General features: G+C 37.0%; 24 protein-coding genes, 1 riboswitch and 1 other annotated feature. Of the genes, 5 read left to right on the forward strand and 19 right to left on the reverse strand.

From position 1 onward, the window contains the following. Positions 1-20: 20 nt before the first annotated feature. A riboswitch (cobalamin riboswitch) is annotated at positions 21-218 on the reverse strand. A 124-nt stretch (positions 219-342) separates the two neighbouring features. Both EW028_RS11140 and EW028_RS11145 read right to left on the reverse strand, forming a co-directional pair. Next, positions 343-888: a glutathione peroxidase gene (locus tag EW028_RS11140; protein ID WP_131520911.1), complete on the reverse strand. Its 546-nt coding sequence runs from the start codon at positions 886-888 to the stop codon at positions 343-345. A gap of 81 nt (positions 889-969) precedes the next feature. Beyond that, entirely contained in the window at positions 970-1,524 is a 555-nt protein-coding gene (locus tag EW028_RS11145) for a hypothetical protein (protein WP_131520912.1), read from the reverse strand. A gap of 90 nt (positions 1,525-1,614) precedes the next feature. Between EW028_RS11145 and ytvI the strand changes: the two genes are divergently transcribed. Continuing rightward, the gene (ytvI, locus tag EW028_RS11150; protein WP_131520913.1) at positions 1,615-2,673 is read left to right on the forward strand and encodes a sporulation integral membrane protein YtvI; all 1,059 of its coding nucleotides are present in this window, start codon (positions 1,615-1,617) and stop codon (positions 2,671-2,673) included. 161 nt (positions 2,674-2,834) lie between these two features. Here ytvI and EW028_RS11155 read toward each other — a convergent pair whose 3' ends face one another. After that, entirely contained in the window at positions 2,835-3,989 is a 1,155-nt protein-coding gene (locus EW028_RS11155) for a C40 family peptidase (protein WP_004231877.1), read from the reverse strand. A 322-nt stretch (positions 3,990-4,311) separates the two neighbouring features. Next, complete coding sequence (locus EW028_RS11160; protein WP_131520914.1) at positions 4,312-6,300, reverse strand: ABC1 kinase family protein; 1,989 nt, start codon at positions 6,298-6,300, stop codon at positions 4,312-4,314. Positions 6,301-6,550: 250 nt separating this feature from the next. On the opposite strand from EW028_RS11160, the gene EW028_RS11165 reads away from it, so the two are divergent. After that, positions 6,551-8,245, forward strand: coding sequence for an FAD-dependent oxidoreductase (locus EW028_RS11165; RefSeq protein ID WP_131520915.1), 1,695 nt, complete (start codon positions 6,551-6,553; stop codon positions 8,243-8,245). Positions 8,246-8,284: 39 nt separating this feature from the next. Here the strand turns inward: EW028_RS11165 and EW028_RS11170 are convergent, their stop codons facing one another. The 11 genes from EW028_RS11170 to hmpA all read right to left on the reverse strand — a co-directional run bounded on the left by EW028_RS11170 (position 8,285) and on the right by hmpA (position 15,995). Next, the gene (locus EW028_RS11170) at positions 8,285-9,235 is read right to left on the reverse strand and encodes a c-type cytochrome (protein ID WP_131520916.1); all 951 of its coding nucleotides are present in this window, start codon (positions 9,233-9,235) and stop codon (positions 8,285-8,287) included. A 236-nt stretch (positions 9,236-9,471) separates the two neighbouring features. Further along, entirely contained in the window at positions 9,472-10,176 is a 705-nt protein-coding gene (locus EW028_RS11175; RefSeq protein ID WP_131520917.1) for a DsbA family oxidoreductase, read from the reverse strand. Between the two features lie 12 nt (positions 10,177-10,188). After that, complete coding sequence (locus EW028_RS11180; protein WP_103118920.1) at positions 10,189-10,965, reverse strand: sulfite exporter TauE/SafE family protein; 777 nt, start codon at positions 10,963-10,965, stop codon at positions 10,189-10,191. A gap of 80 nt (positions 10,966-11,045) precedes the next feature. After that, positions 11,046-11,273 carry a sulfurtransferase TusA family protein gene (locus EW028_RS11185; protein ID WP_131521045.1) on the reverse strand — a complete coding sequence of 76 codons (228 nt, stop codon included), beginning with the start codon at positions 11,271-11,273 and terminating at the stop codon, positions 11,046-11,048. Between the two features lie 144 nt (positions 11,274-11,417). Then, on the reverse strand, positions 11,418-12,545 hold the full coding sequence (locus EW028_RS11190; protein ID WP_131520918.1) for an MBL fold metallo-hydrolase: 1,128 nt from the start codon (positions 12,543-12,545) through the stop codon (positions 11,418-11,420). A gap of 79 nt (positions 12,546-12,624) precedes the next feature. Next, positions 12,625-13,020, reverse strand: a complete 396-nt coding sequence (locus tag EW028_RS11195) for a DsrE/DsrF/DrsH-like family protein (protein ID WP_016992899.1) — start codon at positions 13,018-13,020, stop codon at positions 12,625-12,627. 17 nt (positions 13,021-13,037) lie between these two features. Then, positions 13,038-13,586 (reverse strand): sulfurtransferase TusA family protein, encoded by a 549-nt coding sequence (locus EW028_RS11200; protein WP_131520919.1) that lies wholly within the window; start codon positions 13,584-13,586, stop codon positions 13,038-13,040. 65 nt (positions 13,587-13,651) lie between these two features. Beyond that, positions 13,652-13,951: a rhodanese-like domain-containing protein gene (locus tag EW028_RS11205; RefSeq protein WP_131520920.1), complete on the reverse strand. Its 300-nt coding sequence runs from the start codon at positions 13,949-13,951 to the stop codon at positions 13,652-13,654. A gap of 12 nt (positions 13,952-13,963) precedes the next feature. After that, the gene (locus tag EW028_RS11210; RefSeq protein WP_131520921.1) at positions 13,964-14,305 is read right to left on the reverse strand and encodes a rhodanese-like domain-containing protein; all 342 of its coding nucleotides are present in this window, start codon (positions 14,303-14,305) and stop codon (positions 13,964-13,966) included. Between the two features lie 41 nt (positions 14,306-14,346). Next, positions 14,347-14,607: a metal-sensitive transcriptional regulator gene (locus EW028_RS11215; RefSeq protein ID WP_004231849.1), complete on the reverse strand. Its 261-nt coding sequence runs from the start codon at positions 14,605-14,607 to the stop codon at positions 14,347-14,349. A 221-nt stretch (positions 14,608-14,828) separates the two neighbouring features. Next, entirely contained in the window at positions 14,829-15,995 is a 1,167-nt protein-coding gene (hmpA, locus tag EW028_RS11220; protein ID WP_131520922.1) for an NO-inducible flavohemoprotein, read from the reverse strand. 190 nt (positions 15,996-16,185) lie between these two features. Here hmpA and EW028_RS11225 point away from each other — a divergent pair, with 190 nt between their 5' ends. Continuing rightward, entirely contained in the window at positions 16,186-16,623 is a 438-nt protein-coding gene (locus EW028_RS11225) for an Rrf2 family transcriptional regulator (protein WP_048394127.1), read from the forward strand. A gap of 48 nt (positions 16,624-16,671) precedes the next feature. On the opposite strand, the gene EW028_RS11230 is transcribed toward EW028_RS11225, so the two are convergent. From EW028_RS11230 to EW028_RS11245, 4 genes are all read right to left on the reverse strand, one after another. After that, on the reverse strand, positions 16,672-17,652 hold the full coding sequence (locus EW028_RS11230) for a GNAT family N-acetyltransferase (protein WP_131520923.1): 981 nt from the start codon (positions 17,650-17,652) through the stop codon (positions 16,672-16,674). Between the two features lie 524 nt (positions 17,653-18,176). Next, the gene (locus EW028_RS11235) at positions 18,177-19,301 is read right to left on the reverse strand and encodes a DUF4179 domain-containing protein (protein WP_131520924.1); all 1,125 of its coding nucleotides are present in this window, start codon (positions 19,299-19,301) and stop codon (positions 18,177-18,179) included. After that, a complete protein-coding gene (locus EW028_RS11240) occupies positions 19,273-19,863 on the reverse strand; it encodes an RNA polymerase sigma factor (RefSeq protein WP_131520925.1) in 591 nt (196 codons plus the stop codon). Before EW028_RS11240 ends, EW028_RS11235 begins: the two co-directional genes overlap by 29 nt. 226 nt (positions 19,864-20,089) lie before the next feature. After that, positions 20,090-20,584 carry a DUF1648 domain-containing protein gene (locus EW028_RS11245; protein ID WP_131520926.1) on the reverse strand — a complete coding sequence of 165 codons (495 nt, stop codon included), beginning with the start codon at positions 20,582-20,584 and terminating at the stop codon, positions 20,090-20,092. Positions 20,585-20,895: 311 nt separating this feature from the next. On the opposite strand from EW028_RS11245, the gene EW028_RS11250 reads away from it, so the two are divergent. Continuing rightward, a complete protein-coding gene (locus tag EW028_RS11250) occupies positions 20,896-22,590 on the forward strand; it encodes a methyl-accepting chemotaxis protein (RefSeq protein ID WP_131520927.1) in 1,695 nt (564 codons plus the stop codon). 262 nt (positions 22,591-22,852) lie between these two features. Further along, positions 22,853-23,091: a binding site (T-box leader), on the forward strand. Between the two features lie 91 nt (positions 23,092-23,182). Continuing rightward, entirely contained in the window at positions 23,183-24,754 is a 1,572-nt protein-coding gene (locus EW028_RS11255; protein WP_036079516.1) for a 2-isopropylmalate synthase, read from the forward strand. The last annotated feature ends 48 nt before the right edge of the window (positions 24,755-24,802 follow it).

Consider the following 24,802-nt stretch of genomic DNA (forward strand, 5'->3'; position numbering starts at 1 on the left):
TCCTAGCTTCCGAGAAGTTTTTATACGTTCAAATAAAGGTCGGTCTCCTGGCTTGTACAGTTCGTCACATGAAACGAATGTGTTATAAAGGACCTTCCCATCTTCTTTGAGACAGTGGTAAATCTTTATAATGGCTGCACTTACAGTTGCGGAAACAGCTCCGGTTTTTCACCGGATTCCCGATTATGCTAATTAGCACCTTTATTCTGCAAGAATATTTCATTTGTAAAGCAGTTTATCATATATGCTTCAGAAAAAATAGCTGTACTCAGTTTTAAAATATAGCAATATTTCTACTTGAAGAGAAAACCCTAACAAATTTTTACATTATTAAGAAATTTACTATAATAGTGTTTCAATTGCTTTTTCAATATCGAGCTGTGAATCTGTTGGTTCAAAGCGTGAGACGGTCTTACCATTAGCATCTACTAGAAATTTTGTAAAGTTCCAGCGAATATTACGACCATCTAAAAAGCTTGGGGCAAGTTGAACAATTGCTTCTGCCAACATTTTCTCCTGCATACTTGCCTTCCCAAACTCTCGGTAATCCACTTCATGCTTTAAATAATTAAAGAGTGGATGGGTAGCCTCTCCATTTACCTGTACAAGCTCAAAAATCGGGAATGTGACCCCATAGTTTACCTTGCAGAGATGCTTAGTTTCCTCCCCATCTTCAGGATTTTGATGGCCAAATTGATCACAAGGGAATCCAAGAACTACAAAATTCTCTTTTCCATATTTATCATACATTTTCTGTAAGTCTTCAAATTGATATGTAAATCGGCATTGGTTTGCCGTGTTAACAATTAACATTGTTTTTCCACGATATGTTTCCATCGATAAAATTTCGCCATTAGGCTTCCGAACTAGATAATTATAAATGCTCATGCCATAATCCCCTTTTTTCATTCATTATAGTTGACTATTCTACCACTCATCAAAGAATTTGCACAAAAAAACACCACCTCGCTACTTTGAACGGATGGCTGACTTATACTTCTTTTTATATTTAGCATCTTGTTCTTCATTAATTAAACGATGGGCAATATCTAATAATTTCGAGTCATTTGTTTGATCATATAGCTTTTTAAATGACATAATAATATCCTGACGAATAAGAGATGGCTGTTTTTCATCTATACATGTTTGAAATCTTTTAGCTAGATACGATACAACCAAATCTCTTTGTACTGGACCCGCTTGTCCAATTTTCCAAATTGCTTGTAATGCATGCCTTGCTGTAGCAGATTGCTCATCGTAAGTCACAGCCCAAATCTTTAAAAAATCCTCCAAGACCCTTTCTTCTGGATCACTTTTTGCAGCTAAAGCGCATAAAATTTGTGCAGCACGTGCACGAGAATAACCATTATTGTATGTAAGTGCTTTTACTAGCTGTTCCCAAACTGCATATGTCCAATCTACAGGTTCCTGCATAATTTTCATTAATTCCTCGTAAGATTCATATTGAATATCGCGATCATGCTCTGTTAAATTACTAAAAAGTTGCAAAATCTCTTTTTCCATAATTCATCCCTACCTTTATTGATTCAGAACGTAATAAAATTTGATTTATGGTACACTTAACTTAATTTTTTTCGCAAAGAAGGTGAGTTTATGAATAAATTTAATGCTAGGAAATTGATTTTTCGGTTGATTGTGATTATATCCCTACTTCTAGCTGCGTATTTTGTTATCCCAGTGTCCATGCCTTTAATCCTTGCTGGGATTAGTGCATTTTTCTTAGAACCACTTGTCATGTTCGTTAAACGGAAATGGAAAATGTCACGGAAAATAGCAGTTGCTTTTATTTACATAGTGAGTGTAATAGTTATATCTATTATTTGTTATCTGTCCATTACCCAAATAATGACACAAATAATTTTACTGTCTAAGCAAGCTCCCTATTATATTTCCAAGCTATCAGATATGTGGCTTCATATGCAAGAAAATATTTCTAAATATACAGAAGACTTTCCACCTGAAGTAAGTGCTTCGCTTCAAAAAACCACAATGGATTTCATAAAGAAAGTTGAAGAATCCTTTTTAAGCTTCTTTAATTATAGCAAAGTTTCTGCCTTCTTTTCAGAGATACCCAGCCTATTCATCAGTCTTCTCGTTTATATGATTGCGCTATTCCTATTTATGCTTGATTTGCCTAAGTTAAAGCAAATCACTTATAAATATTTAAAGCCCAATACAGCAAAGAAGATAAAAATTATTTTAAATCGCTTAAAAGATGCAACACTTGGCTATATGAAGGCTCACTTATTTGTAAGCTTTATTATTGGAGGCGTCACACTCATTGGACTGCTATTAATCCAACCGAAATACGCAGTAACAATGACGATTATTATCTGGTTAATAGATATTGTACCATTCCTAGGTTCTATCATTATTCTAGCGCCATGGGGACTTTATCACCTATTGATGGGAAACACCTCTATAGCTGTAAAATTATTCATCTTAGCTGCTATTTTACTTATTATTCGTCGAGTAGTCGAGCCTAAATTAATGGGAGACCATATCGGTTTATCCACTTTACCAACATTAATTTCCATGTTCATAGGTCTACAGTTATTTGGTATTATCGGTTTACTTGTCGGCCCATTCGTTATTATTTTCTTTATAGCGTTGAAAGAGACAGGTGTCATCAAAGTAAATTTTAAAATTTAATATCCATCTAGTATGCAGGAAAATCTCTTTTCAAGAATAGAAGTTGTCGTCTTGTTTCTTTGAAAGAATAGCATTCCAAAAACAAAAAAGGCCATCTTTGTATATTTTTCTCTACAAAGATGACCTTTTTCTTATCTCAACCGTCTATATAATAGTGAGGCCTATTGAATACGTCCAAAGCCTACTAAGTATTGATTCCACCAATCAAGTGATTCAATTACGACACCATTGTTTTGAGCGTCGATCATTGTGTTATTACCTAAATAAATACCTACGTGTGCTACCCCTGAACCATAGCTGAAGAACACTAAGTCCCCAACGCGTGCTTCACCTGCTGAAATGCGTTGTGTTGCTAAATATTGTTGTGATGCTGTACGAGGTAAAGAAACACCCGCTTGCTTATATGACCATTGTACAAGACCTGAACAGTCAAAGCCTGTCGATGGGTTGCTACCACCCCAAACATAAGGGCGTCCTAGGAATTGTTTAGCTGTAGAAATGGCATCTCCTGAAGAAACAGTGCCAGCTCCTGACCCAACAATAATTTTTTGTGGTTCGCCTCCACCATTATTTTGAGTTGCTTGTATAACTGGTGTAGCTGCTTGAAGTGCACGTAAACGAGCTGCCTCTTCTTCAGCTGCTTTACGCTCAGCTTCTAAACGTTCTTCTTCTTGTTTCGTTGCAATTTCAGCTTTTAATGCAAGTGATTTCGCTTCGTTCTCAGCTTTCTTCACTTCCATTTCGCTTTCTTTTTGCTGAAGCTCTTGGAATTGTTTTTGAAGTTCCTTTTGTTTTTCATCTAATGTAGCTTTTTGTTGCTCTAAGCTTGCTTTATCTGCTTCCTGTTGATCTACTAATTCTTGGTCAGCATCCATTAATGTTTTTACCGCTACGACACGATCCATTAAATCTGCAAAGCTTTTTGCCTCAAGCACTACATTTAAATAAACACCTACAGTGTTGTCCTGTGCTTGGTATGCAGCCATACGCTCACTTAAAATTTTTGAACGTTGCTCGATACGTTTTTGTGTTTCAACAATACTAGCATCCACTTCTTTAATATCTGCTTGTACTTGTTTAAATACCTTTACTTTTGCGTCGATCTCTTGTTGTAGTTTCGTTAGTTCTTCTTGTAATTTTTTAATTTGTGCATCTATTTCAGCCTTTTTCTCAATCATTTGTTGAGAAGTTTCTTCGGCATGTACTTCTGTTGGTTGAATTGTATTAAATAATAAGCCGCCAGCTAGTGCTAATGCTAGCACCATCGACTTACGCCATTTGTTACGCTTAGCCACGTTACCTTCATTTCCCTTCATCTATCAATTTCGCTCTCGATATTCTATGTAATCACTTGAACGATTTCTATTTTAATCAAATGTTCTTATATTTATTTTAGCCTTTTAAAGTTTAGCATTTTCTACATAACTTTTATACTATTTCATGTCTATTTAATACATTAGTAAAACTCGAAATAATTCTGTAACATTCGCACTTAAACTACATTATTCTACAAAACACATTTTTCTTCTACACAAAGAAACTATTAGCTAATTCGACATTAGACCTAACAGATCTTTTGTAATGTTTTTGTAATATTTCTAGGTGCCAAAGAAAAAAGGTAGGGAAAAAATTCCCTACCTATTGCTTCATCGACCTTAAGGCTTGTATAGATAATCTCACTAACAAAATAGCACATAAAAATAAACCTAAATATGCCGCTGTGTTCAAATAGACCGCATAAGAATCGTGGATAAATTGTGAAATAGCTAAAAGAGCGACAGATATAATACCAAAAGTTATACCCACCAGCAGCAAAACAAATTGAGAAAACAAATGTGTAATAAAACGTGAATTATGTTCATCCGAAAAGACATCATGATGTAAAATGATTTTTCCGCTCTCAACTCGCTGAATGAGCTGATCGACTCTTCTAGGCATTTTACGTAAAGTCGGTATTAGCATAGATAATTCTTCTTGCAGCCGCTCCTTAGTTGCCATCGGTTCTTTAAAAGGCTTAAGGAAAGAGGCACGCATATATGTAGCAGAAAAATCCTTTGCCTCAGTAAAGATATCAAAACGTGGATCTATTACCCGTAATGTGCCATCTAACGTCACTAAGGAACGGAGAGCTAATCCTACTGCTGGATAAAATGCAAGTCCAAAATCTCTTACCACTGTAAATAGCGCGTGAATTAATTCTTCAGTTGGTATACGGTCAACATAGGAAATTTTCAGTAATATTTGGTCGATTGCCTGCTCCATTTTCGCACGTTCTGCATGATCAGCATTTTCCACCAATAATGTTAAACCATCATATAAAACACTTGAATCATTTAGTTGAATGCCCATCAGAAATAACTTTAAGCCTTCTTGCTGTGTTGCACCTAAACGTCCTACTGCGCCAAAGTCAAGCAAGACTGGTGTGCCATCTGTTTCATCTATGTGGATATTTCCTGGATGCGGGTCTGCATGAAAAATACCAGAGAATAGCATCTGCTCAAAAAATGAATAGAGTACGGTTCTTGCAAACTGCCTACGATCAATAGACAAGCGATTAAATTCAGATGCCCCATCTGCCACACTTTGTCCACGAATATACTCCATCACAATAACATTTTCATTACTGTAAGGCGTAAAAATTTTAGGAATGCGAACCTTGTAATCACTTTTCGCCAAAGCATTCTTCACCTGTAGCGTATTACGTACCTCAATATCTAAATGAATCTCCTCACGTAACCCATCTGCAAATCCCCCAGCCAACTCTCGAAAGCCCAATGATTCTGCCCAGGTTGATTTTGTGGATAGCCAATTAGCAAATTCCTCTAAAATTTCAAGGTCATCGCGCATAATTCCCTTTACTTCTGGACGCAATAGCTTGACTACCACCTCTTCATAATTTTTAAGCCTTGCTTTATGCACCTGGCCAATAGAGGCTGCTGCAATGGGTTCCATTTGAAATTGGCTAAATATTTCGTCCATTGATTGCGGAAGAGACCTCTCTAAAATTTGTTTCACCTGCTCCTCTGATAAAGGCCTTACTCGGTGTTGAAGTCTTTCTAATTCATCAATAAAAATAGGTGAAAAAAGCTCTTTTCGTGTGGAAAGCACCTGGCCAAATTTGATGAAAATCCCACCACATTGTTCTAACGTTGCGCGCAAAGCAATTGCAAGCTCTTTTTCATTTTCTCGTTGCCTCGCATATTTAATCGTTTGTACGACACCGTTTGTAACAGCAATTTTTAATACCTGACGCAGGCGTTTCTGCTGTCGCCAATAGCTACGCAATCGTAGTATTAAAGATTTTTGGCCGTGACGGCGATCTCCATTTGTAATACCACTCGGGTCAAAAAGCTCAAATACCAAATAAAGCAACATCGAAATTAGTAGCATACTACCGATCCAAATCAGTGTGCTTACCTCGGTTACTGTTTGCATCATCGTTTCTGATAAAAAATCTGTATGGCGCAGATAAGAATACCAATACACAAAAGAGGTTAATGTCACACTAATAACAACTGACAGCACTCTTCGTACAAAATTGATATTCGAGCCAATTAATCGTCCACTCACAATATAAATCAAACCCGATACTATGAGGATTTGGGTTAAAAATTTCAAAAAGATCAACAGTTTCACCCCCTGTGCCATTTCCATTTCCTACTACCGTTAGTATAGCAAATTTGTTCACCAACTTTCTTGAAGAAGGAACACCACAGAAAATTTATTAATTTTGCACCTTGATAATATACCCTTTAGGGTATATTATTTATTTGTAGTATTTAAACTACATAATCTACTTACTTATAGAAACAAAATCTTTATTTATAAGCTTTCAAATACCCCATCATGTATTTACTAAGAAAAGGAGTGTTTACATTTGAGTAAAAAATTTTTAGTAGTCGGCGGCGTTGCAGGTGGTGCATCCACAGCTGTTCGTCTTCGTCGTCTAGATGAAAAGGCAGAAATTATTATATTTGAAAAGGGGCCGAATGTTTCATTCTCTAATTGTTCTCTCCCCTTCCATTTAAGCGGGATTGTTGAAAATAGCGACAAATTAATTTTAATGACGCCTCAAGGCTTCCAAACAAAATACAATATAGAGGCTCGTGTTCAGCAGGAAGTTGTACGTATTAACAGAGAGCAAAAAACCATCACCATTAAGGATTTAAAAACGAATAGAGATTATGAGGAAAGTTACGATACATTAATTTTATCCCCAGGAGCAAGTCCTATCGTCCCTGACTTAGAGGGCATTCAATCTAAGCACGTCTTTACTATTAGAAACGTGGCTGATATTGACCGTTTAAATTGGTATCTACAAGCAGATAATGTACAGGATATTGCCGTGGTCGGCGGAGGCTTCATTGGTGTAGAGGTAGCGGAAAATTTGAAGCTAGCAGGCTATAATATATCTCTAGTTGAATTCGGCCAACAAATTATGGCCCCTTTTGATTATGATATGGCTCAAATCTTACACAAGGAAATGACTGATAAAGGGATTCAAGTTATTGTCAATGACGGTCTTGCAAAGGTTACACCAAATAATGTGACGTTGAACTCAGGCAAACACTTGAAGGCACAAGCAGTCGTATTAGCAATTGGCGTTCGACCTGAAATCCGCTTAGCCAAAGAGGCCGGTCTAACAATTGGTGAACTCGGAGGTATCCAAGTTGATGCAAATTACGTGACGTCTGATCCTTCCATATATGCTGTGGGAGATGCGATAGAAGTATTCCATCAGCTTACCCATAAACAGACGCGCCTTGCTTTAGCCGGTCCCGCTCAACGACAAGCACGTGCAGCAGCTAATCATATGTATAACATCCCTCATCACAACAAAGGAGTCATTGGATCTTCAAGCGTACAAATTTTCGATCTCGTATGCGCGACAACAGGTTTGAACGAAAAAACAGCCCTAGCAAATGGCTTTCAAGCAAAAAGTGTTTATTTGATAGCTCCCGACAAAGTAGGACTAATGCCTAATAGTCATCCACTTCACTTTAAGCTTGTTTATGAAACACCCACAGGTAAAATACTAGGGGCTCAAGCAATAGGCAAAGGTAATGCAGATAAGAGGATTGACGTAATAGCTACCCTCATCACCATGGGTGGTACTTTAGAAGATTTAAAGGAGCTAGAGTTATCCTATTCCCCAATGTTTAGCACTGCCCGTGATATCGTTAATTTGGCAGCTCTTGTAGCTCAAAATCTATTACACGGACACTTTAAGCAGGTAAAAGTTGATGAAGTGAGGGAACTCATTGAAAATCATGCCTTTTTCTTAGACGTTCGTGAAAAAAATGAATTTGAATCAGGTCATCTCATCAATGCACACAATATTCCTCTAAGTGAACTTCGGGTAAGAATGGATGAAATTCCGAAGGATCAAGCAGTGTATGTGCATTGCCGATCTGGTCAACGTAGCTATAATGCTGTTATGACCCTTCAAAATAGCGGTTTTTCTAACGTCTTTAATGTAAGTGGGTCATTCCTAGGGATTTGCTTATATGAATATTTTACAGATATCACAACAAACAGAGACAAAATAGTAACTGCTTATAATTTTAAATAAATTAAAAGGGATGCCAATTATCAGCATCCCTTTTCTACGTTAGTTTGTAGACAAAACTTTTTCCCAGTCAATCGTACCATTTTTAACTTGTTCACGTTTTTCCTTAGTCATGATGTCATTTGGACGTCCGCCTTTTGGCCAGTCTTTTTCATGGTTTGCCCACTCTGGACGATCTTGCGATAAAATAAAGGCAGCTAAATCTGCAGCTTCTTGATCTGTTAAGGTCCCCGCTGCACCTATCGGCATATTATTTTGAATATAGCCAGCCATTTTTGACATACGTGCCATGCCTGCGCCATCATTAAATGAATTATCTCCCCATAAAGCTGGGCCAGTATTAGCACCAGTTCCTGCGCCATCAGCTGCATGACAGGCTATACAGGACTGTGCATAAAGCTCCTCACCATCTGCAACATTTGGAATCGGCACATTCTTCATATCACTTGTGCCCGCCCATTCACGTTTTGCTCCAATCGGAACACCTTCAGAAATATAAGCGAAATACGCCACCATAGCCTCTAGTTCATCACTATTCATTTCGAATTTTTTACCATTCATACTACGAACCATACAGCCATTAATCCGTTCTTCTATTGTAACCACACCACCTGAGCGTCCAATATACTGTGGATAATTTGCCATTACACCTACTAATGATGAGGCTTGCTCGTCATAGCCAGCACCAGCATGACAGCTTGTGCAAGATAATTGGTTGCCCACATATTCATCTGCCGCAACATGTGTGTTATTAACAAGTTCATAGCCCGTTAATATTGCTTCTTTCATTGGACCATCTGGTACTTCTTCAATACTTGGTGGAGCATAGACCACTGACTGAGCAGCTGCTGTTGTTGGTATTTGTGCTTGCACTGTCGCTTCTTTCTCACTCACATTCGAATCAACTGTAATTTTGTCACTGACAAACGTCCCAACAAAAATGGCGCCTGCTAACAGTACTGTTCCTGCTACTCCTGCTACTATAGGTTTCATCTATAATACCCCCCTTTGTATTCACACTTATATTTTAGCAACATAACAATTTATTGGATGTGATTTTTCTCACACTACCATAAAATAGAACCATTTAGATGATAAAAAAGGATAAATTATACATTTAATTTTGTTCTATAACACAGAAAACAAGACTTAATACCTCTTGCAGTATTCATTTGTTCGAAAAAAAAAAGCGTCAAGTACACCTACGCACTCGACACCTTTAAAGCCTTTTATAGTTTACACTGTCCATCAGCACATACCGATTCTCCATTACCATTTATCATTATCGTTGGCTGAATACCAGCTATTTCTGCAGCTTGATGCAAAGTTCGCACAAACACTTCATTCGGTTCAGCCCCTTTAATACCATAACGATTTTCAAATACAAAGAACGGAACACTTTGCACGCCAAGTTGCTGTGCTTCATAGCGATCCTTGTCTAGCTCTTCACTAAAATCAGTTGAAGCTAATATTCCCGCTGCAACTTCTCTATCCAAATCTAATTGCGCAATAACTTTTAATAAGAACTCATCTTTATTCAAATCTTCACCATCTTTAAAATAACCAGCCATTAGTGCTTCCGTATAGGCTGTCGATTTACCAAATTGCTGCGTCCATTTAGCTAAACGATGAGCCTTTTCTGTATGCGCTGTTTTCATCTTAGCAAAATCATAATGCAAACCAACTTCCGTTGCTCTCGTAGCTATACCCTCGACCATATCTTTCAATTCATCTAGCGTGACATCATACTTTTTAGCCAGTGCCTCATAAAAAGAGGGTGCATTCACTTTCGGGATATCTGGGCCTATTTGAAATGCTTTATATTCTATTTCCACTAATCCTGTATAGCCTGCGATGCCAATCGCCCGTTCCAGTTCTCGCTTGCCAATATAACAAAATGGACATGTAAAATCAGAGAAAACTTCAATTTTCATTACCATACCCCCTTATAATATATCCATCCAAATTTTAATAGCTGTTGCTAATATAAGAACCGCTAAAATAATTTGTAGGAATTTAGTATTTAACTTGCCCCCTATTCTCGCACCTAGAGGAGCAGCTATTAGACTAGCTACAATCAAGATGAGCGCTGGATAATATTCCACTTGCCCAGTCATTAATTTACCAATAGTTCCTCCTATTGAGGAGATAAACGTAATAGCAAGGCTTGACGCAATGGTCATACGAGTAGGGATTCCTAAGACCACAAGCATGATTGGTACTAATAAAAATCCACCAGCTGCCCCTACTATCCCGGAACCGATACCAACAACGAAAGCTAATAGGGCCGACAATGGTTTATTAAATGTAACAGCCTGCATCGGTTTATCATCAATTTGCTTTTTCGGTATGAACATCATCACAGCTGCAATCAATGCAAGGATTCCATAGACCATGTTAATACCAGACTCAGATAAAAATTTTGAACCGAAGCTACCCACAAAGCTTCCCGCTAATATGGCGCTCCCCATATAGATGATGAGTGATTTATTTAAATACCCACCTTTACGATAGACCCAAACACCTGAAAGAGCAGCAAAAAGCACCTGAATCGCACTTATTCCTGACACCTCATGTGCCGAAAAGGCCGCAAATCCTAGTAATGGCGGTATATATAGTAGCATCGGGAAATTAATGATGGCACCGCCAATACCTAACATCCCTGATACAAATGAACCGAGAAAACCAATAAGTAAAATGGTTAAGATCCATGCAATATCCATTTAGTTTTCCTTCTTTCTGGCTGTATTCAACAAAAGGAAAGAAGGGTTGTTCTACTGTAATAGACAACCCTCAATCAGCCCTATGCTTTCTGAATGAAAAATGTAATAACGTCAGCCTCTTCAGATTGATCTAAAATGATATGACCTCCTGCTTTTGCCCAAGCAGGAATATCCGCTAAAGCTCCTTTATCTGTCACCTGAACTTCTAAAACTTCCCCAGACTTTAGGGTATCCATTGCTTTTTTTGTCTTCACAATAGGCATTGGACAAGAAAGGCCTTTTGCATCTAGTTGTAAACTTGATTTCATCATATTCTCCTTCGACTCGGCAAAAGTTGTAAGCGATTTTGCCGGTTCTTCTTGTTTTATATCTTCATGAAGGATGAGCGCCTTCAATTCACGAAATTTACATATAATCAGCATACATGCATACTCATTGCACTTTAGCATGCTTTATCGTACTGCACAGCGATTTGGTCCAATTTCCATTTCTGTTTGCTCATCTAACGCAGGTGTGATTTTCCCCATATTCACCTGACGAATTTCCTGATAAGCATTTGGTTGTGGAGGTAATTCATCTGTTACCACACGTCTAAATTCTGCTTCATCTTGAATATTTAATCCATGGTTTTGTACAAATAAATCCCCTAGTCGTCTAGCAACCGTCCCATCTTCATTCAGCTCATCAATAATCATAAAATGTGCTGGTAAGACAATAAGTTCATCAGACAATTCTCGATAACGCTTGTAAAGCGTGTCTCGTAAATCTCCAACCCAGTCATCAGCAAGGCCAGCTAAATCAGGACGGCCAATTGAATCGATAAATAAAATATCTCCTGTTAATAAATATTTGCTGTCAACCACAAATGAAGTAGAACCTATCGTATGACCAGGAGAATAGATAGCTCCTACATCTATTTTTGATGCACCGATTTGAACAGTCGTTCCATCAACTAATGGTGTATAGTGGAACATAACTTCCTCAGCGTCCTTAGGTGGCAAATAATAGGTTGCGCCTGTCATCTCTGCAATATGGCGCCCACCTGAAATGTGATCAGCATGTAAGTGTGTATCAAAAACATGTTTAATTTGGACATTTTTATGTTCTGCAAAGTTAATAAACACATCTGTAAAACGTACAGCATCAATAATAGCTGCTTCACCTTCAGAAATGACCATATAAGACAGACAACCCTTTCCTAAGCGCACAAACTGATAAAGCTCACCACCGCCTGTTAAATCACCTACTTTAATTGGCTCTAAATATTCACTCCAGGATTTCATACCTCCAGCTAAATAGGCAACCTCAATACCTGCCTCAGCTAACATTTCAGCAACCATTAAAGACGATCCTTCTTTAGCACAAACGACTAATACATCTTTATCAGTTGGGATATTCGGTAAAATATTATCAATACCATCTAACAGTTCAAAATACGGTATATTTAAGTACTCAAAACGATGTCCATCGATTTTCCAATCTTCGAATGCATCCGCATTACGAACATCTAAAATAAACAACTCTTCATTGTGAATAACCTTTTTAGCTACTTGTGACGCGCTCCATTTTTGAATTGACATCTCTTTTACCCCCATCGGTATTATTTTTATGTTTTTTATAGCGGAGAGGGGTGCCCTCTCCGCTTTTATAGGTAGGTCACTAGAATGTAAGTGACGGTGCTGCGTCTTTCGCGAATTCTAGGAACGTTACGGCTCCTCCAACTTCAATACCCTCTATGAAATCTTCAGTAGTTAAACTCATAACATCCATCGTCATTTGGCAAGCAATAAATTTCACACCTAATTCTTGTGCCATTTCCACTAATTGAGGAATAGCTGGCACATTTGCTTTTGTAAACCCTTCAGCATAGTGTTCTGCTCCAGCTGGCATTGGTAATGCATGCATACCTTGCTTATGAATTAGGTTCAAACCTTCAAATGTAAAGAAGATAGCTACCTCTTTCTCAGAAGCTGCCGCAGCTGTTGCGATATTAAATACCTTGTATGCATCAAATAAACCACCGTTACTTGCAATGATTGCTACTTTGTTCGACATAATAAAATTCCTCCAATTTAAATGTTTTTTGTTAAATCACCTGACCAGGATGTCATACCTGGTAAGACGTTAAATACTTTCGTAAAACCACGTGAAGCCAGCATTTGCGCAGCCATGTCACTGCGTTTTCCAGTACGACAAATAACATATATCTCCTGCTCTTTATCAAGCTCAGAAAGTCGTGTCTCCAGTTCGCCCATTGGTATCGATTTTGCTCCCGCAATATGCCCAAAAGCGAATTCCGCTTCCTCACGTACATCTAGAATTAATCCTTTACAACTTGTGATTTGCTCTAAATCAATTGTTTGATCAAACGTCATTTCTTCTATTTGGTCGTTTGTACATTTACGAATATAGTGTTTCAGTACACCATCATCTTCTAAAGTACCAATATACTGATGACCTACAGTTTCAGCCCATGCCGCAATATCAGCTTTTGACCCTTTATCTGTCGCAGCTACTTCTAAAATTTGACCATCTACTAAATCAGCCATCGCTTTTTTGGTTTTCACAATCGGCATCGGGCAAGAAAGACCCTTGGCATCTAGCTGAAAATCCGCCTTCATACTTTCCATAACCTCCACATACCTGTAAGGGTATTATTTTATTCAAAAAAAATATAGATATAAAACTATAACTGTACTTTGCCCTCCCAAGCTAACATACCACCAGTCATGTTAGTTACATTAAAACCATGACTTTCTAATAGTTGAGTAGCCCGAGCACTTCGTCCACCTGATCGACAAACCATAATATACGACTCCCCCCTATTCAATTCATGTAGTCGAAACTCTAATAAACCTAGCGGGATATGAATAACGCCTGGGATGTGACCAGCCTCTACTTCATCTACCTCTCGCACATCAATAAGATTCAGCTTCTCTCCTTGCTCCATCGTTTGCTGAACTTCTCTGGCTGTAATTTCCTTCATTTTTTTCTCCTCCTAGTATGCACTCATTCCACCACGAACATTAGAAACACGCTCAAAGCCTTGCTTTTTCAGTTGCTTACAAGCCTGACTACTTCGCATGCCACTCTGACAAATAACTATGATCTCTTTATCCTTCGGAAGATTTTCAAAGCTTGATCCAAGCGGAACATTTTTAAATTGCGAGATATGCCGACCTTTATACTCAGCAGGCGTGCGTACATCGATAAATAGCTTATCCTTATCATTCAGCATATCTTTTAATTGGGTTGTAGAAATTGATTGAACGCCTTTCGCTGGCTTCATTCGCCAAACGAAAAAGGCTGCCACAAGCGCGATAATAATCCATATTTCCATATGATCAGTCCTCCTTTTTATACAATTATGGGTATATCAAGTTATCGACTTTTCACGACCAAATCCATCGCCTCTTGGATAGCAGCATTCATTTTTTCAGCATTACCTTCAGCAGTCGATACACAATCTAATAAATTTTCACTTACAATGACACCGATCGTCCGGTCAACAGCAGAACGCACGGCAGATAGCTGTGTAATCACATCTTTACAACTTTGATCTTCTTCCATCATGCGTAAAATACCCCGCATTTGACCTTCCATACGTTTCACACGATTTGCAGTGTTTGAACCATACGCCATTCTGTTTTGCCCCCTTTCAAACGATAGCTTCAACTTCCTTACGAGATTTATATTATACCCCTATAGGTATATTGTCAATATAAAGCTTCAATCTTTTTTTTAATGCTGCACTTGCGAGTCACAATGTTCTGCCTATTGCTTTAACCTCAACTATCTGCTTCCTTATTATTTCAACAAAAAACCCTGCTACGAGTTATTACTCATAGCAGGGAGTTTATTTTTTATTTAGCTAATTGCATGGCTGGTCCAAAGAATTCATAGTGAATTTTTTCATCTTTCACGCCAATTTCCTGTAAATTTTTAATAACCGCTTCCATAAAGCCTACAGGGCCACATACATATACATCTGCATTATCAGCTACTTTTTCAGCCAGCAATTCTTTTGTAATAAGCTTGTCTTCATCAGAGTATAAAGCTGTATAGGATGCATTCGGTAATACGTTTACTTTCTCTTGAATGTCATCACTGAATGCTACAACCTTCTCATTACGAGCACATTGGATAAAGTTCACTTCATTCACTGCATTATCATTTAAAGATTGCAGCATACTGTTTAAAGGTGTTACACCGATACCGCCACTTACAAATGTAATTGGTGCAGCCGTTTCTTCTAACACAAATAATCCGGCTGGAGCACTTACATCTACCAAATCTCCAACTTGTAAGTGATCATGAATATAATTTGACACTTTACCATTTGGCGTATGGTCACTTTCACGTTTCACCGAAATACGATAGCCATCTTCTGCACTCGCTTGTGAAAGTGTATATTGACGGTTCATTAAATACTCTTCTCCTGGCACTTTCACTCGAATAGAGATGTATTGACCTGGTTCATAAGTTGGTAGTGGTGATCCATCTTCATTAACAAAATAAATAGAAGTTACTAAGTCACTTTCTACAACTTTTTTTGCCACTTTTAATGGTTTAAATAGACGCCAACCACCATTGTTCTCAGTTTTTTGGTATAACTCTTCTTCTACTTGAATGAAAATATCTGCGATAACGCCATAAGCCTCGGCCCATGCACCAATAATGTCATCAGTTGCTGCATCACCAAGTACTTCTTTAATCGCTTTTAATAAGTTTTCACCCACGATTGGGTAATGTTCAGGTAAAATTCCTAAACTACGGTGTTTATGTGCAATAAGCATTACTGCTGGTAAAATCGCTTCTAAGTTTTCAATATGAACTGCTGCAGCGTAAACAGTATTAGCTAATGCTGTTTGCTGGCGGCCTTGTTCTTGGTTCGTGTGATTAAAAATATTTAGTAATTCTGGATGAGCTTGAAACATATTTTTGTAAAACGTCTTTGTGATTTCAACACCATGAACTTCTAATACAGGTACTGTTGCTTTAATAATTTGAATTGTTTCTTGTTTTAACATATCGCTTACCATCCTTTCGTGATTACAATATAACGCTTTCATTCTCTTAAAGCAATATATAAAATACATCTTTAACAAAATAGACATATTTGATGTATTCTAAATACATCTTTAAAAATAGGTTGAAGATATTATACTTCAATGTAAAAATGCTATAATTATTATGAATTATAGAAAGTAGGGTGTTCGGATGCGCTTAACTTTATACACGGACTACTCTCTGCGCACGCTTATTTATTTAGGCGCAAAGGAAGATGGTCAATTATCAACTATTCAAGAGATCTCAGATGCTTATAATATATCGAAAAACCATTTAATGAAGGTGACACACCAGCTTGGATTATTAGGTTACATTGAAACAATTCGTGGACGCGGCGGTGGAATTCGCCTTGCTATCGATCCAAAAACCATTACCATCGGTGAAATTGTTCGTCATACAGAAGAGGATTTTCATCTTGTAGAATGTTTCGATAAAGAAAATAACCTATGTAAAATAGCTCCAGAATGTCAATTAAAGGGTGTACTGTATGAAGCTTTGCAAGCCTATTTGAAAGTATTAGATCAATACACCTTAGACGATTTCCTTCATTCTAAGGAAAAATTAATGGCTCTACTGCTCGGTAAATAAAAATACCCGCTCAACATTTGTTGAACGGGTATTTTTTTATGAAATTGCCTATAATTGCTTTGTAAAGAAAATCATATCCAATGCACGAATACCATTTTCATAAATTGGTTCTGGGTAATGACTAAAGAAATCCTTTTCAATAGCCTCCATGCGAAAGCCTGCTTTTTGATAAAAAGCAATATTATCAATACTTGAGTTCGCTGTTCCAACCAATACTACCTGATAGCCTTCCTTACGGCATTTTTCAGTAAGTTGTCGCAAAATCTCTTTGCCTATTCCCTTACCTTGATACTTGGCTTCAATAGCAATATTCTTCAATTCAATTGTAGTATCAGTTTGAGGAATGACTAATGCCACTCCCACCAGCAGTTCCCCACAATTAATTTTATATAATGTACCCTTATCTAAATATTTCCGAACCGCCACCTCACTCTCATCCGCTAATAAAAGCTGAGGTAAAAAGGCTTCTCGGTTTCCTTCTACCTTTTCTAGGGATGTTCGATAATGGACATAATCTTCTCGTTCAAAAACATTCAACACACATGGTTGCTTTTCCTTCACTTCTAACCACAAATGCTCCTCAGGATAATCTTGTTCCACCCCTACTCGAACAAAAGGGAGCTTTTCTTGGGCTTTTTGTGAACGGATATTAACCTTTCGGGCTCCTGCAAAAACACGTGATAATCCCAACTCAAAAAACGCAATATCTAAAATAGCCGTTTTTGCTTCAAGATTATAGCCCTTCCCCCAAAATTGATAGCCAAGCCAAGAGCCGATATGACAGCTCTTTTTATGATGGTCTATAAACATCAGAGATGTAACACCTATGACTTGCCCCTCCTCATTTAAAACCACACGAGGAACGGTTTTACCTTCTTCTTCATCTATACGTTCACGCTTAATAAAATGAATCGTGTCTTCTACCTTGCCGGCAGGTAAGCCAAGGGCATCACGAACCTGCGGCATAGAAGACAACGCATGCATAGCCTCGGCATATTTGATATCGTGTCTCACTAAAGTTACCGTCATCTTCTATTCTCCTTTATTTCTGTTAACAATACATTTTCTTTATTGTAAAGCTTACGAAAAACTTTTTCATCGATTGGAATATCCATAAGACGTAATAATCTTTGTAGCCTTACAAACTACTTTAAATAAAGGCAACAAAAACTACAACCAAACGAGTTATAAAAAAGTTTACTTTATTAATACTTTCATTATTCCTTTCTATAAAAGATCAACTGTATTTTATGCATTACTCACTTTGCAACATTTCATTATAAAACACCTATTGTAAAATATACGATATTTACCATTAAATTCATAACACGTTATTTTTATAACGTTATTATTTATTGGAATTTAATTCAAAATGTTGACTCTAGAATCGCATTGAATGGTCATCATTGGTCAATTGCGCAAGGAGAGAGAGTTGTCAATGTAGGGAACGCTGTAGTACAAGCACTACTTGTACTTATTATTTTTATATAAGAGGATAGTTTGAAGTACTAAAAAGTAAAGAAAGTGAGCTTTGCCTCACTTTCTTTACTTTTTTATTCTTTTGAGTTAATTGGTATTGTTATTTCTAGCTCTGGAATGTATTGAATCTTGGGGTCTCCGTTTTCATCCAGTTGGTATGATCCCTCATCGTCATAAAGATGAATATACGGTTTCATTGTAATAGCTTTCGGTACGGTTTCAAATGGATGTACCCGTAGATCCATGATGAAATCACTATTTCCTTTATTTGTCTCACGTCTACCATTGCCATGAATTAGTTTTAGTTCATGCCCTTGTTCATCATAAACTTCGATACTTATTCCTTCCCGGAAATCGACAGAAGTTGTTTTATCAAGCAAGGCTATTCTTGTTGTAATACTAGTTGTTATGGGAGTTAGCACAATTTGTTCAATAGTAAACTGATTATTTTTGTATTTTCTACTTATATTAGGTTGTAGGTTTACATAGTTTCCAATATCACTCACTGGAATATCCATTTTAAAAGGTTTAGAAACCCCATTTATTGTAGCAGAAAATGTCAAATTAAATTGCTTTGGAAAAGGACTTCCACCTTGGTTTTTCAAATCTGCAAATTCAAGAATGGCGGAATTCTTATCCTTACTTGGTTGTCCAAAAACACTACTAAAATTGGTGTGATTCAATGGTTCACCATTTAGTAAAAATTCAATATTACTGATTTGCTCTGATAAACTTTCTTTGGCATTTTCATCTTCCTTATGATGGCGTTCGATCCCAATTGCAACACGTGTACCGTCATACACTACTTCTGTTACATTTAATGTAAAGCCTTCATGCGTAACGCTTATATTCAATTTTGTTGAGAGTCCCTTTTCATCTGCGGCGTGTAGACCAAGATCCCTTGTAAATTTAAAAACAGATGATAATAAAGGCACTTCTTTCATCGCCGCAGCCATCGTTGGTGAAATTAAACCTGTAATAATAATCAAACTAACAATCATTGCTGCGGAGACTGTAATCATCATGATTCTTTGACGTAAGTTCTTACGAGCTTTAAATTTTTCAGACTGCTTTGTATCACGGCTGCTTTCATATTTGTCCATAGTCCGATTTACTATATCCACTTCAACAGGTGTTTCCCGAATAAATCTTTCTATCTGAGTTAACTCCTTATCCTCCAATTTTGAACGAGTGTCCATAAATATCCCCTCCTAACATATTTTCCTTCATCAATTTTTTCCGTAATCGTTCATACTTTTTTCTTACTGTAGCTGCTTTCAAATCCATAATGGCAGCAATTTCTTCAAAGCTATACTCTTCAATAGAACGAAGCAGTAAAATTCTTTTTTCATCTACATGTAAGTTTTCCAGTAGCCTATGTACCATTTCATCATATTCAGGCATTGGTGTCTGTGTCTGCTTCACCTGTTCCTGCTTCAGATTTAGCCAAAATTTATAGCCCTTATTTTTTGCTTTTATGACATCAATACAATGGTGGTGAGCGATTTTATAAAGCCAAGCTGATAAGGATACTGTATAAGAAAATTTATGAATATTTTCTAATCCCTTAATAAAAATATCTTGCGAAGCATCCTCCGCCTCCTCTTTAGTTCCTAGCATATAGTAACAATAAATATAAATTTGCTTTTGAAAACAACGAATGATTTCTGCATAGTCATGCGTGTCCCCTGATTGAACTTGCTCCACGATTGATTGAATATCTATATCAGCTCGCTCTTTTGATGGTTCTCGTGTAGTCAATGTTGTCCCCCCTCTCCAATCTATATAACTGAAATTATTAGAAGTTTGTGACACTAGATAAAAAATCTTAAAAATATTATTGAATGTCATCGAGTTACTTGGAGAAATCTTTTATTTCTTCCCTTCCTCGCCTATATAACTGAAATCAACAGCCATTTGTGACACACTATAAAAATTTTTTCGCAAAAATAAAACGCTTAAGGGTATCCTAAGCGTTTGAGTCTCACTATTTTATTTTGTAGCTTGTTATAAACCCTTTAATAATTGGGATAAATACTCCTATCAATACAATGGGTAGGAACCACCTTCCTAATGAATTTACCTCACCAAGACCGATACGAACCATTTGAAACGATATAAAGGCAAATAAAATGAGACAGATGTTTTTCACTTGATTTAGTATTTTTCTGCTATTCAAATAAAATGCTTTTACATTACTTTCATTCAAACGTGTCGGATAATTATGCATATGAGGTGCTTTTTCTAGCAGCCCCATAACAATCCATAAAAATAAACCGATGAACGGAAGAATGAATAATTCTATTTTTGCGCCCCAACGATCCACCTCACCTAATCCATTAAAATGACCAGGTATTTCATCAGGCAACTTACCCCATGCCAATATAATATAAAAGATGGATAAAATAAATATACTACCACCAATATAGTCCCATATCTTTTCTGATCTTGTTTTAGGTAACTTTAAAATTGGCCTATACATTTTCTCCACCCCTGTTCTTTTCCTCTACTACTTCTACGTTATGACTACTATTAAAGTTTCAAAATTTATGAAAATTGACTTAATATTCAACATGCACCATTAATTATCCCTATTATTAGTAGCATTATAGCGATAAAATCTACTTTTTTTATTACTTCATATATAATTAAGACCCATTTTCAAACTACTAATTACTGTAGAAATACTCATAATACTTTGTAAAATTCATATAATCTGATATAAATGATATATATACATATTTCATTATTTTGTAACATTTCTACTAATTACTGAGAAGGGATATTTCAACTATGCGATTTACTATCTACAAGAAATTATTACTCGGTTTTTTTATAGTTATTTTGGTACTCGTTACAACAATCGGCTTAAATATAAAACAGCTTGATTCTGTAAATAAGACCTATCGTACATTATTGGAGGAACAAACTACTAAATCTATAAGTATTCAGGAATTACGGGTGATTGCAAAACAGGAAATTGTCAGCATGCGAGGCTACTTACTACTTGGAGACAAACAAAACTTTCAAAGTAATCAAGCCTCACGCGAGGAATTCAAACAAAAATCAGAAGAATTAATGGCTACTTTAGATTCAGAAAAATCAATTAAGATGCTTGAAGCGATTAATAAAAGTGAGCAAAATGTGCAAGAATTTGCAGATCGTATGTTTGAGTTAAAAGCTGCTGGCGAAACAGAGAAGTACGAAAAATTGGATAGTACTCAAGGACGCTTAATTATTAAACAATTCGATGAACGTGTTGAAAACCTTTCTAATTATCAAAATGAATATGTAGAAGGTAAAATGGCTGCTACATCCAATCAAATTCAAGACATCAAGCTCCAAATGATGCTTCTTGGAGTTTTTGCTGTTGTCATAAGTCTGATAATTGCTATGGTTGTTGGTAGTCTAATGTCTCGTCCAATTAACGGCATGGCTAAGGCTGCGAAAAAAATAGCTGAGGGTGACTTAACAGCTGAAAAAATTCGTATAAAGAATCGTGATGAAGTGGGTGATTTAGCGCTTGCGTTTAATCAAATGGCTACAAATTTAAAGGATTTAATTACGAATGTTCGCCAAAATACTGTACAAGTAAGTGGCTCTGCTGCTGAGTTAACAGCTAGTGCAGAGCAAACTATACAGGCTACAGAACAAATCACTTCTTCTATTCAAGAGGTTGCTAGTGGCTCAGAGGCTCAAGGGAAAAACGCAACTGAAAGCTCAGAAGCAATGAAAAACATGACAAAGGGTATACAACAATTAGCTTCTACTACTGCGGCTGTTTCTGAACTGGCAATCGAAACAAATTCAGAGGCTAAGAAAGGGAATGATTCTTTACATCGTGTTATCTCTCAGATGACAACAATCAACACGGCTGTTTTAGAGTCAGCAAGTGTTGTTAAAAATCTAGACGGACATTCTATTGAAATTGGCAATATCATTGGCATTATTACTGATATTGCAGAACAAACAAACTTATTAGCACTTAATGCTGCCATTGAAGCGGCTCGTGCAGGCGATCATGGACGCGGCTTTGCAGTCGTAGCAGATGAAGTGAAAAAGCTAGCAGAGCAATCAAAAAAATCCGCTGAGCAAATCGCTACCTTGATTTCTGAAATACAGCAGGATACAAACCGTGCTGTAACGGTGATGGATACTGGAACTCAAGAGGTTCAAATTGGTATGCAAGTAGTGAAGGTAGCAGAAGAAGGTTTCTCTAAGATTGTTGAGCTGATTGAGCAAGTATCCATGCAAATCCAAGAAGCAACGACAGTGTCAGAGGAGATGTCCTCTAGTGCAGAGCAAATCTATGCTTCCTTTGATGAAATTGCAACTATTGCACAGATGTCCTCATCTAATTTACAAAATGTTGCTTCTGCTTCCGAGGAACAATTAGCTACTATCGAAGAAGTAGCTGCTTCAGCAGCAACACTTTCAAATATGGCAGAAGAACTTCACACGCAAGTCTCTCGTTTTAAGGTAGAATAAAAAACTGCTCGTTTTCTTTAGGTTTATAGAAAACGAGCAGTTTCTTCATACAATGAAAAATAGCATGATTTTTCTACCTATCGTATGCTAACCACGCTTAACATTTTATCCCAATAAATACATTATTCGACATTTCATTTCACACTTCACCAAATATCAAATTTTTAATAAAATAGACATTACCTAAGACAGAATTAAATAAATTTTTAGAATATTATTGACAGGAAGTTAATATCCAAGTAATATTGCTTTCAACAACACATTGCAGGCCAAGATTGGAAATAGTAAAAGTGTTTGTGTACTTGTAGAGAGCCGATGGTTGGTGTAAATCGGTAGGCACACATTTTGAACTCGTCCATGAGCTACTCCCTGAACTTTTTAGTAAGGGATGTCGGTTTCCCCCGTTAACAGGATAGACAGTGATAGCTGTCGATAAGGGGACTTTTTCTATAAAGAGAAGGTCAATTAGAGTGGTACCGCGAGCATAAACTCGTCTCTATTTTTAAATAGAGACGGGTTTTTTTATTTTTTAATGACTTATTGGCCTAAGTGTAGATTTTAGATACTAATCACTAAAAAGGAGTGTTTGAAAATGGGAAGAAAAATTTGGGTGTTTGATACAACTTTACGTGATGGCGAACAGGTGCCTGGAGCAAAGCTAAATCTTTATGAAAAAGTAGAGATCGCACAGCAGCTGAAAAAATTAGGTGTCGATATTATTGAGGCTGGATTCCCCGCTTCCTCTCAAGGTGATTTTGATGCCGTCAAAGCTGTAGCTGAAAAGGTTGGCAATACAAATGACATTATGATTACAGCATTAGCACGTGCAGTAAAGGCTGACATCGATGCTGTCTATAACGCTGTGAAATATGCTCAAAACCCAATGATTCACATGGTACTTGGCACATCTGATATTCATGTGGAGAAAAAATTCAGCAAGTCAAAAGATCAAATTTTACAAATTGGCGTGGATGCTGTGAAATACGCTAAAACATTATTGCCGCAAGTTCAATATTCCACAGAGGATGCCTCTCGTTCTGACTTTGAATATCTTTGGAAAACAATTGAAGCTGTTATGAGAGCTGGCGCAACGATGATTAACGTTCCTGATACGGTTGGCTTTGCAGAGCCAGAGGAATTTGGCGAAATGATTTTTAAATTAAATGACCGTATGAAAAACTTAGATGATAGCGTTCTTTTAAGCGTTCATTGTCACAATGATCTTGGCATGGCAACGGCTAATACGCTAGCTGCAATTAAAAATGGTGCAGATAAGGTAGAGTGTACAATCAATGGTATCGGTGAACGCGCAGGTAATGCTGCATTAGAAGAAGTTGTCATGGCACTTAAAACTCGTAGCTCCGTCTACAATGCAGAAACGCGCATTAATACAAAAGAAATTATGAATACTTCACGTCTTGTTTCTAGCTTTATGGGCTTAGATGTACAGGTCAATAAAGCCATTACAGGAGATAATGCATTTGCCCATTCTTCTGGTATTCACCAGGATGGTTTGTTAAAATCGCGTGATGCTTATGAAATCGTCCATCCTGAGGATGTAGGTCTTGATGATATGGAGCTAGTACTAACAGCTCGATCTGGTCGCCATGCAGTGAAAAATGCTCTTGAAAAATTAGGTTTTACTAATCTTTCAACAGAGGAATTTGAAGGTATTTTCGAAGGATTCTTAAAGCTAGCCGATGCGAAGAAAGAAGTATATGATCACGATTTATATGTTATTGTTGAAAGCTATTATGAAAAACATGATGCCAATAATAAAAATGCTACACATTATAGTGAGCAATTCTTTGATTTTGATGATCTACAAGTCGTCAGCAATACAAGCTTCCCTTCTGCAAGTGTTAAGGTTCGTAAAGGCGGCGAAGTATTTAAAGCTAGTGCTGTAGGCTCTGGCCCAATTGATGCTCTCTATTCAGCCATTGCAGAAATTACAAATATGGATGTTAAACTAGTGGAATATAATATCAATAGTGTTTCACGAGGCAAAGAGGCTTTAGGTAAAGTAAAAATTACGATTGAGCATGAAGGTGAAAAGTATATTGCAAAAGCAGCAGATACAGATATTCTTAAGGCAAGTGCATTAGCCTATATTAATGCCATCAATAGCATTGTAGTGACAAAATTAACACCTGTTATGAATTAAATGAAAATAGCAAAGCAGTATGGCTCTTGCGCTATACTGCTTTTTCAA

The organism is Lysinibacillus sp. OL1, assembly GCF_004332175.1.
Taxonomy (GTDB): domain Bacteria; phylum Bacillota; class Bacilli; order Bacillales_A; family Planococcaceae; genus Lysinibacillus; species Lysinibacillus capsici.

What these genes read in the sequence shown, in the direction of transcription:
- EW028_RS11250 (WP_131520927.1), top strand. Translation starts at nt 20,896, where the DNA reads ATGCGATTTACTATCTACAAGAAATTATTACTCGGTTTTTTTATAGTT.
- EW028_RS11255 (WP_036079516.1), top strand. Translation starts at nt 23,183, where the DNA reads ATGGGAAGAAAAATTTGGGTGTTTGATACAACTTTACGTGATGGCGAA.
- EW028_RS11245 (WP_131520926.1), bottom strand. Translation starts at nt 20,584, where the DNA reads ATGTATAGGCCAATTTTAAAGTTACCTAAAACAAGATCAGAAAAGATA.
- EW028_RS11190 (WP_131520918.1), bottom strand. Translation starts at nt 12,545, where the DNA reads ATGTCAATTCAAAAATGGAGCGCGTCACAAGTAGCTAAAAAGGTTATT.
- EW028_RS11140 (WP_131520911.1), bottom strand. Translation starts at nt 888, where the DNA reads ATGAGCATTTATAATTATCTAGTTCGGAAGCCTAATGGCGAAATTTTA.
- EW028_RS11215 (WP_004231849.1), bottom strand. Translation starts at nt 14,607, where the DNA reads ATGGCGTATGGTTCAAACACTGCAAATCGTGTGAAACGTATGGAAGGT.
- EW028_RS11200 (WP_131520919.1), bottom strand. Translation starts at nt 13,586, where the DNA reads ATGAAGGCGGATTTTCAGCTAGATGCCAAGGGTCTTTCTTGCCCGATG.
- ytvI (WP_131520913.1), top strand. Translation starts at nt 1,615, where the DNA reads ATGAATAAATTTAATGCTAGGAAATTGATTTTTCGGTTGATTGTGATT.
- EW028_RS11145 (WP_131520912.1), bottom strand. Translation starts at nt 1,524, where the DNA reads ATGGAAAAAGAGATTTTGCAACTTTTTAGTAATTTAACAGAGCATGAT.
- EW028_RS11210 (WP_131520921.1), bottom strand. Translation starts at nt 14,305, where the DNA reads ATGGAAATATGGATTATTATCGCGCTTGTGGCAGCCTTTTTCGTTTGG.
- EW028_RS11175 (WP_131520917.1), bottom strand. Translation starts at nt 10,176, where the DNA reads ATGAAAATTGAAGTTTTCTCTGATTTTACATGTCCATTTTGTTATATT.
- EW028_RS11180 (WP_103118920.1), bottom strand. Translation starts at nt 10,965, where the DNA reads ATGGATATTGCATGGATCTTAACCATTTTACTTATTGGTTTTCTCGGT.
- EW028_RS11225 (WP_048394127.1), top strand. Translation starts at nt 16,186, where the DNA reads ATGCGCTTAACTTTATACACGGACTACTCTCTGCGCACGCTTATTTAT.
- EW028_RS11170 (WP_131520916.1), bottom strand. Translation starts at nt 9,235, where the DNA reads ATGAAACCTATAGTAGCAGGAGTAGCAGGAACAGTACTGTTAGCAGGC.
- EW028_RS11205 (WP_131520920.1), bottom strand. Translation starts at nt 13,951, where the DNA reads ATGAAGGAAATTACAGCCAGAGAAGTTCAGCAAACGATGGAGCAAGGA.
- EW028_RS11230 (WP_131520923.1), bottom strand. Translation starts at nt 17,652, where the DNA reads ATGACGGTAACTTTAGTGAGACACGATATCAAATATGCCGAGGCTATG.
- EW028_RS11185 (WP_131521045.1), bottom strand. Translation starts at nt 11,273, where the DNA reads ATGAAATCAAGTTTACAACTAGATGCAAAAGGCCTTTCTTGTCCAATG.
- EW028_RS11195 (WP_016992899.1), bottom strand. Translation starts at nt 13,020, where the DNA reads ATGTCGAACAAAGTAGCAATCATTGCAAGTAACGGTGGTTTATTTGAT.
- EW028_RS11235 (WP_131520924.1), bottom strand. Translation starts at nt 19,301, where the DNA reads ATGGACACTCGTTCAAAATTGGAGGATAAGGAGTTAACTCAGATAGAA.
- hmpA (WP_131520922.1), bottom strand. Translation starts at nt 15,995, where the DNA reads ATGTTAAAACAAGAAACAATTCAAATTATTAAAGCAACAGTACCTGTA.
- EW028_RS11155 (WP_004231877.1), bottom strand. Translation starts at nt 3,989, where the DNA reads ATGAAGGGAAATGAAGGTAACGTGGCTAAGCGTAACAAATGGCGTAAG.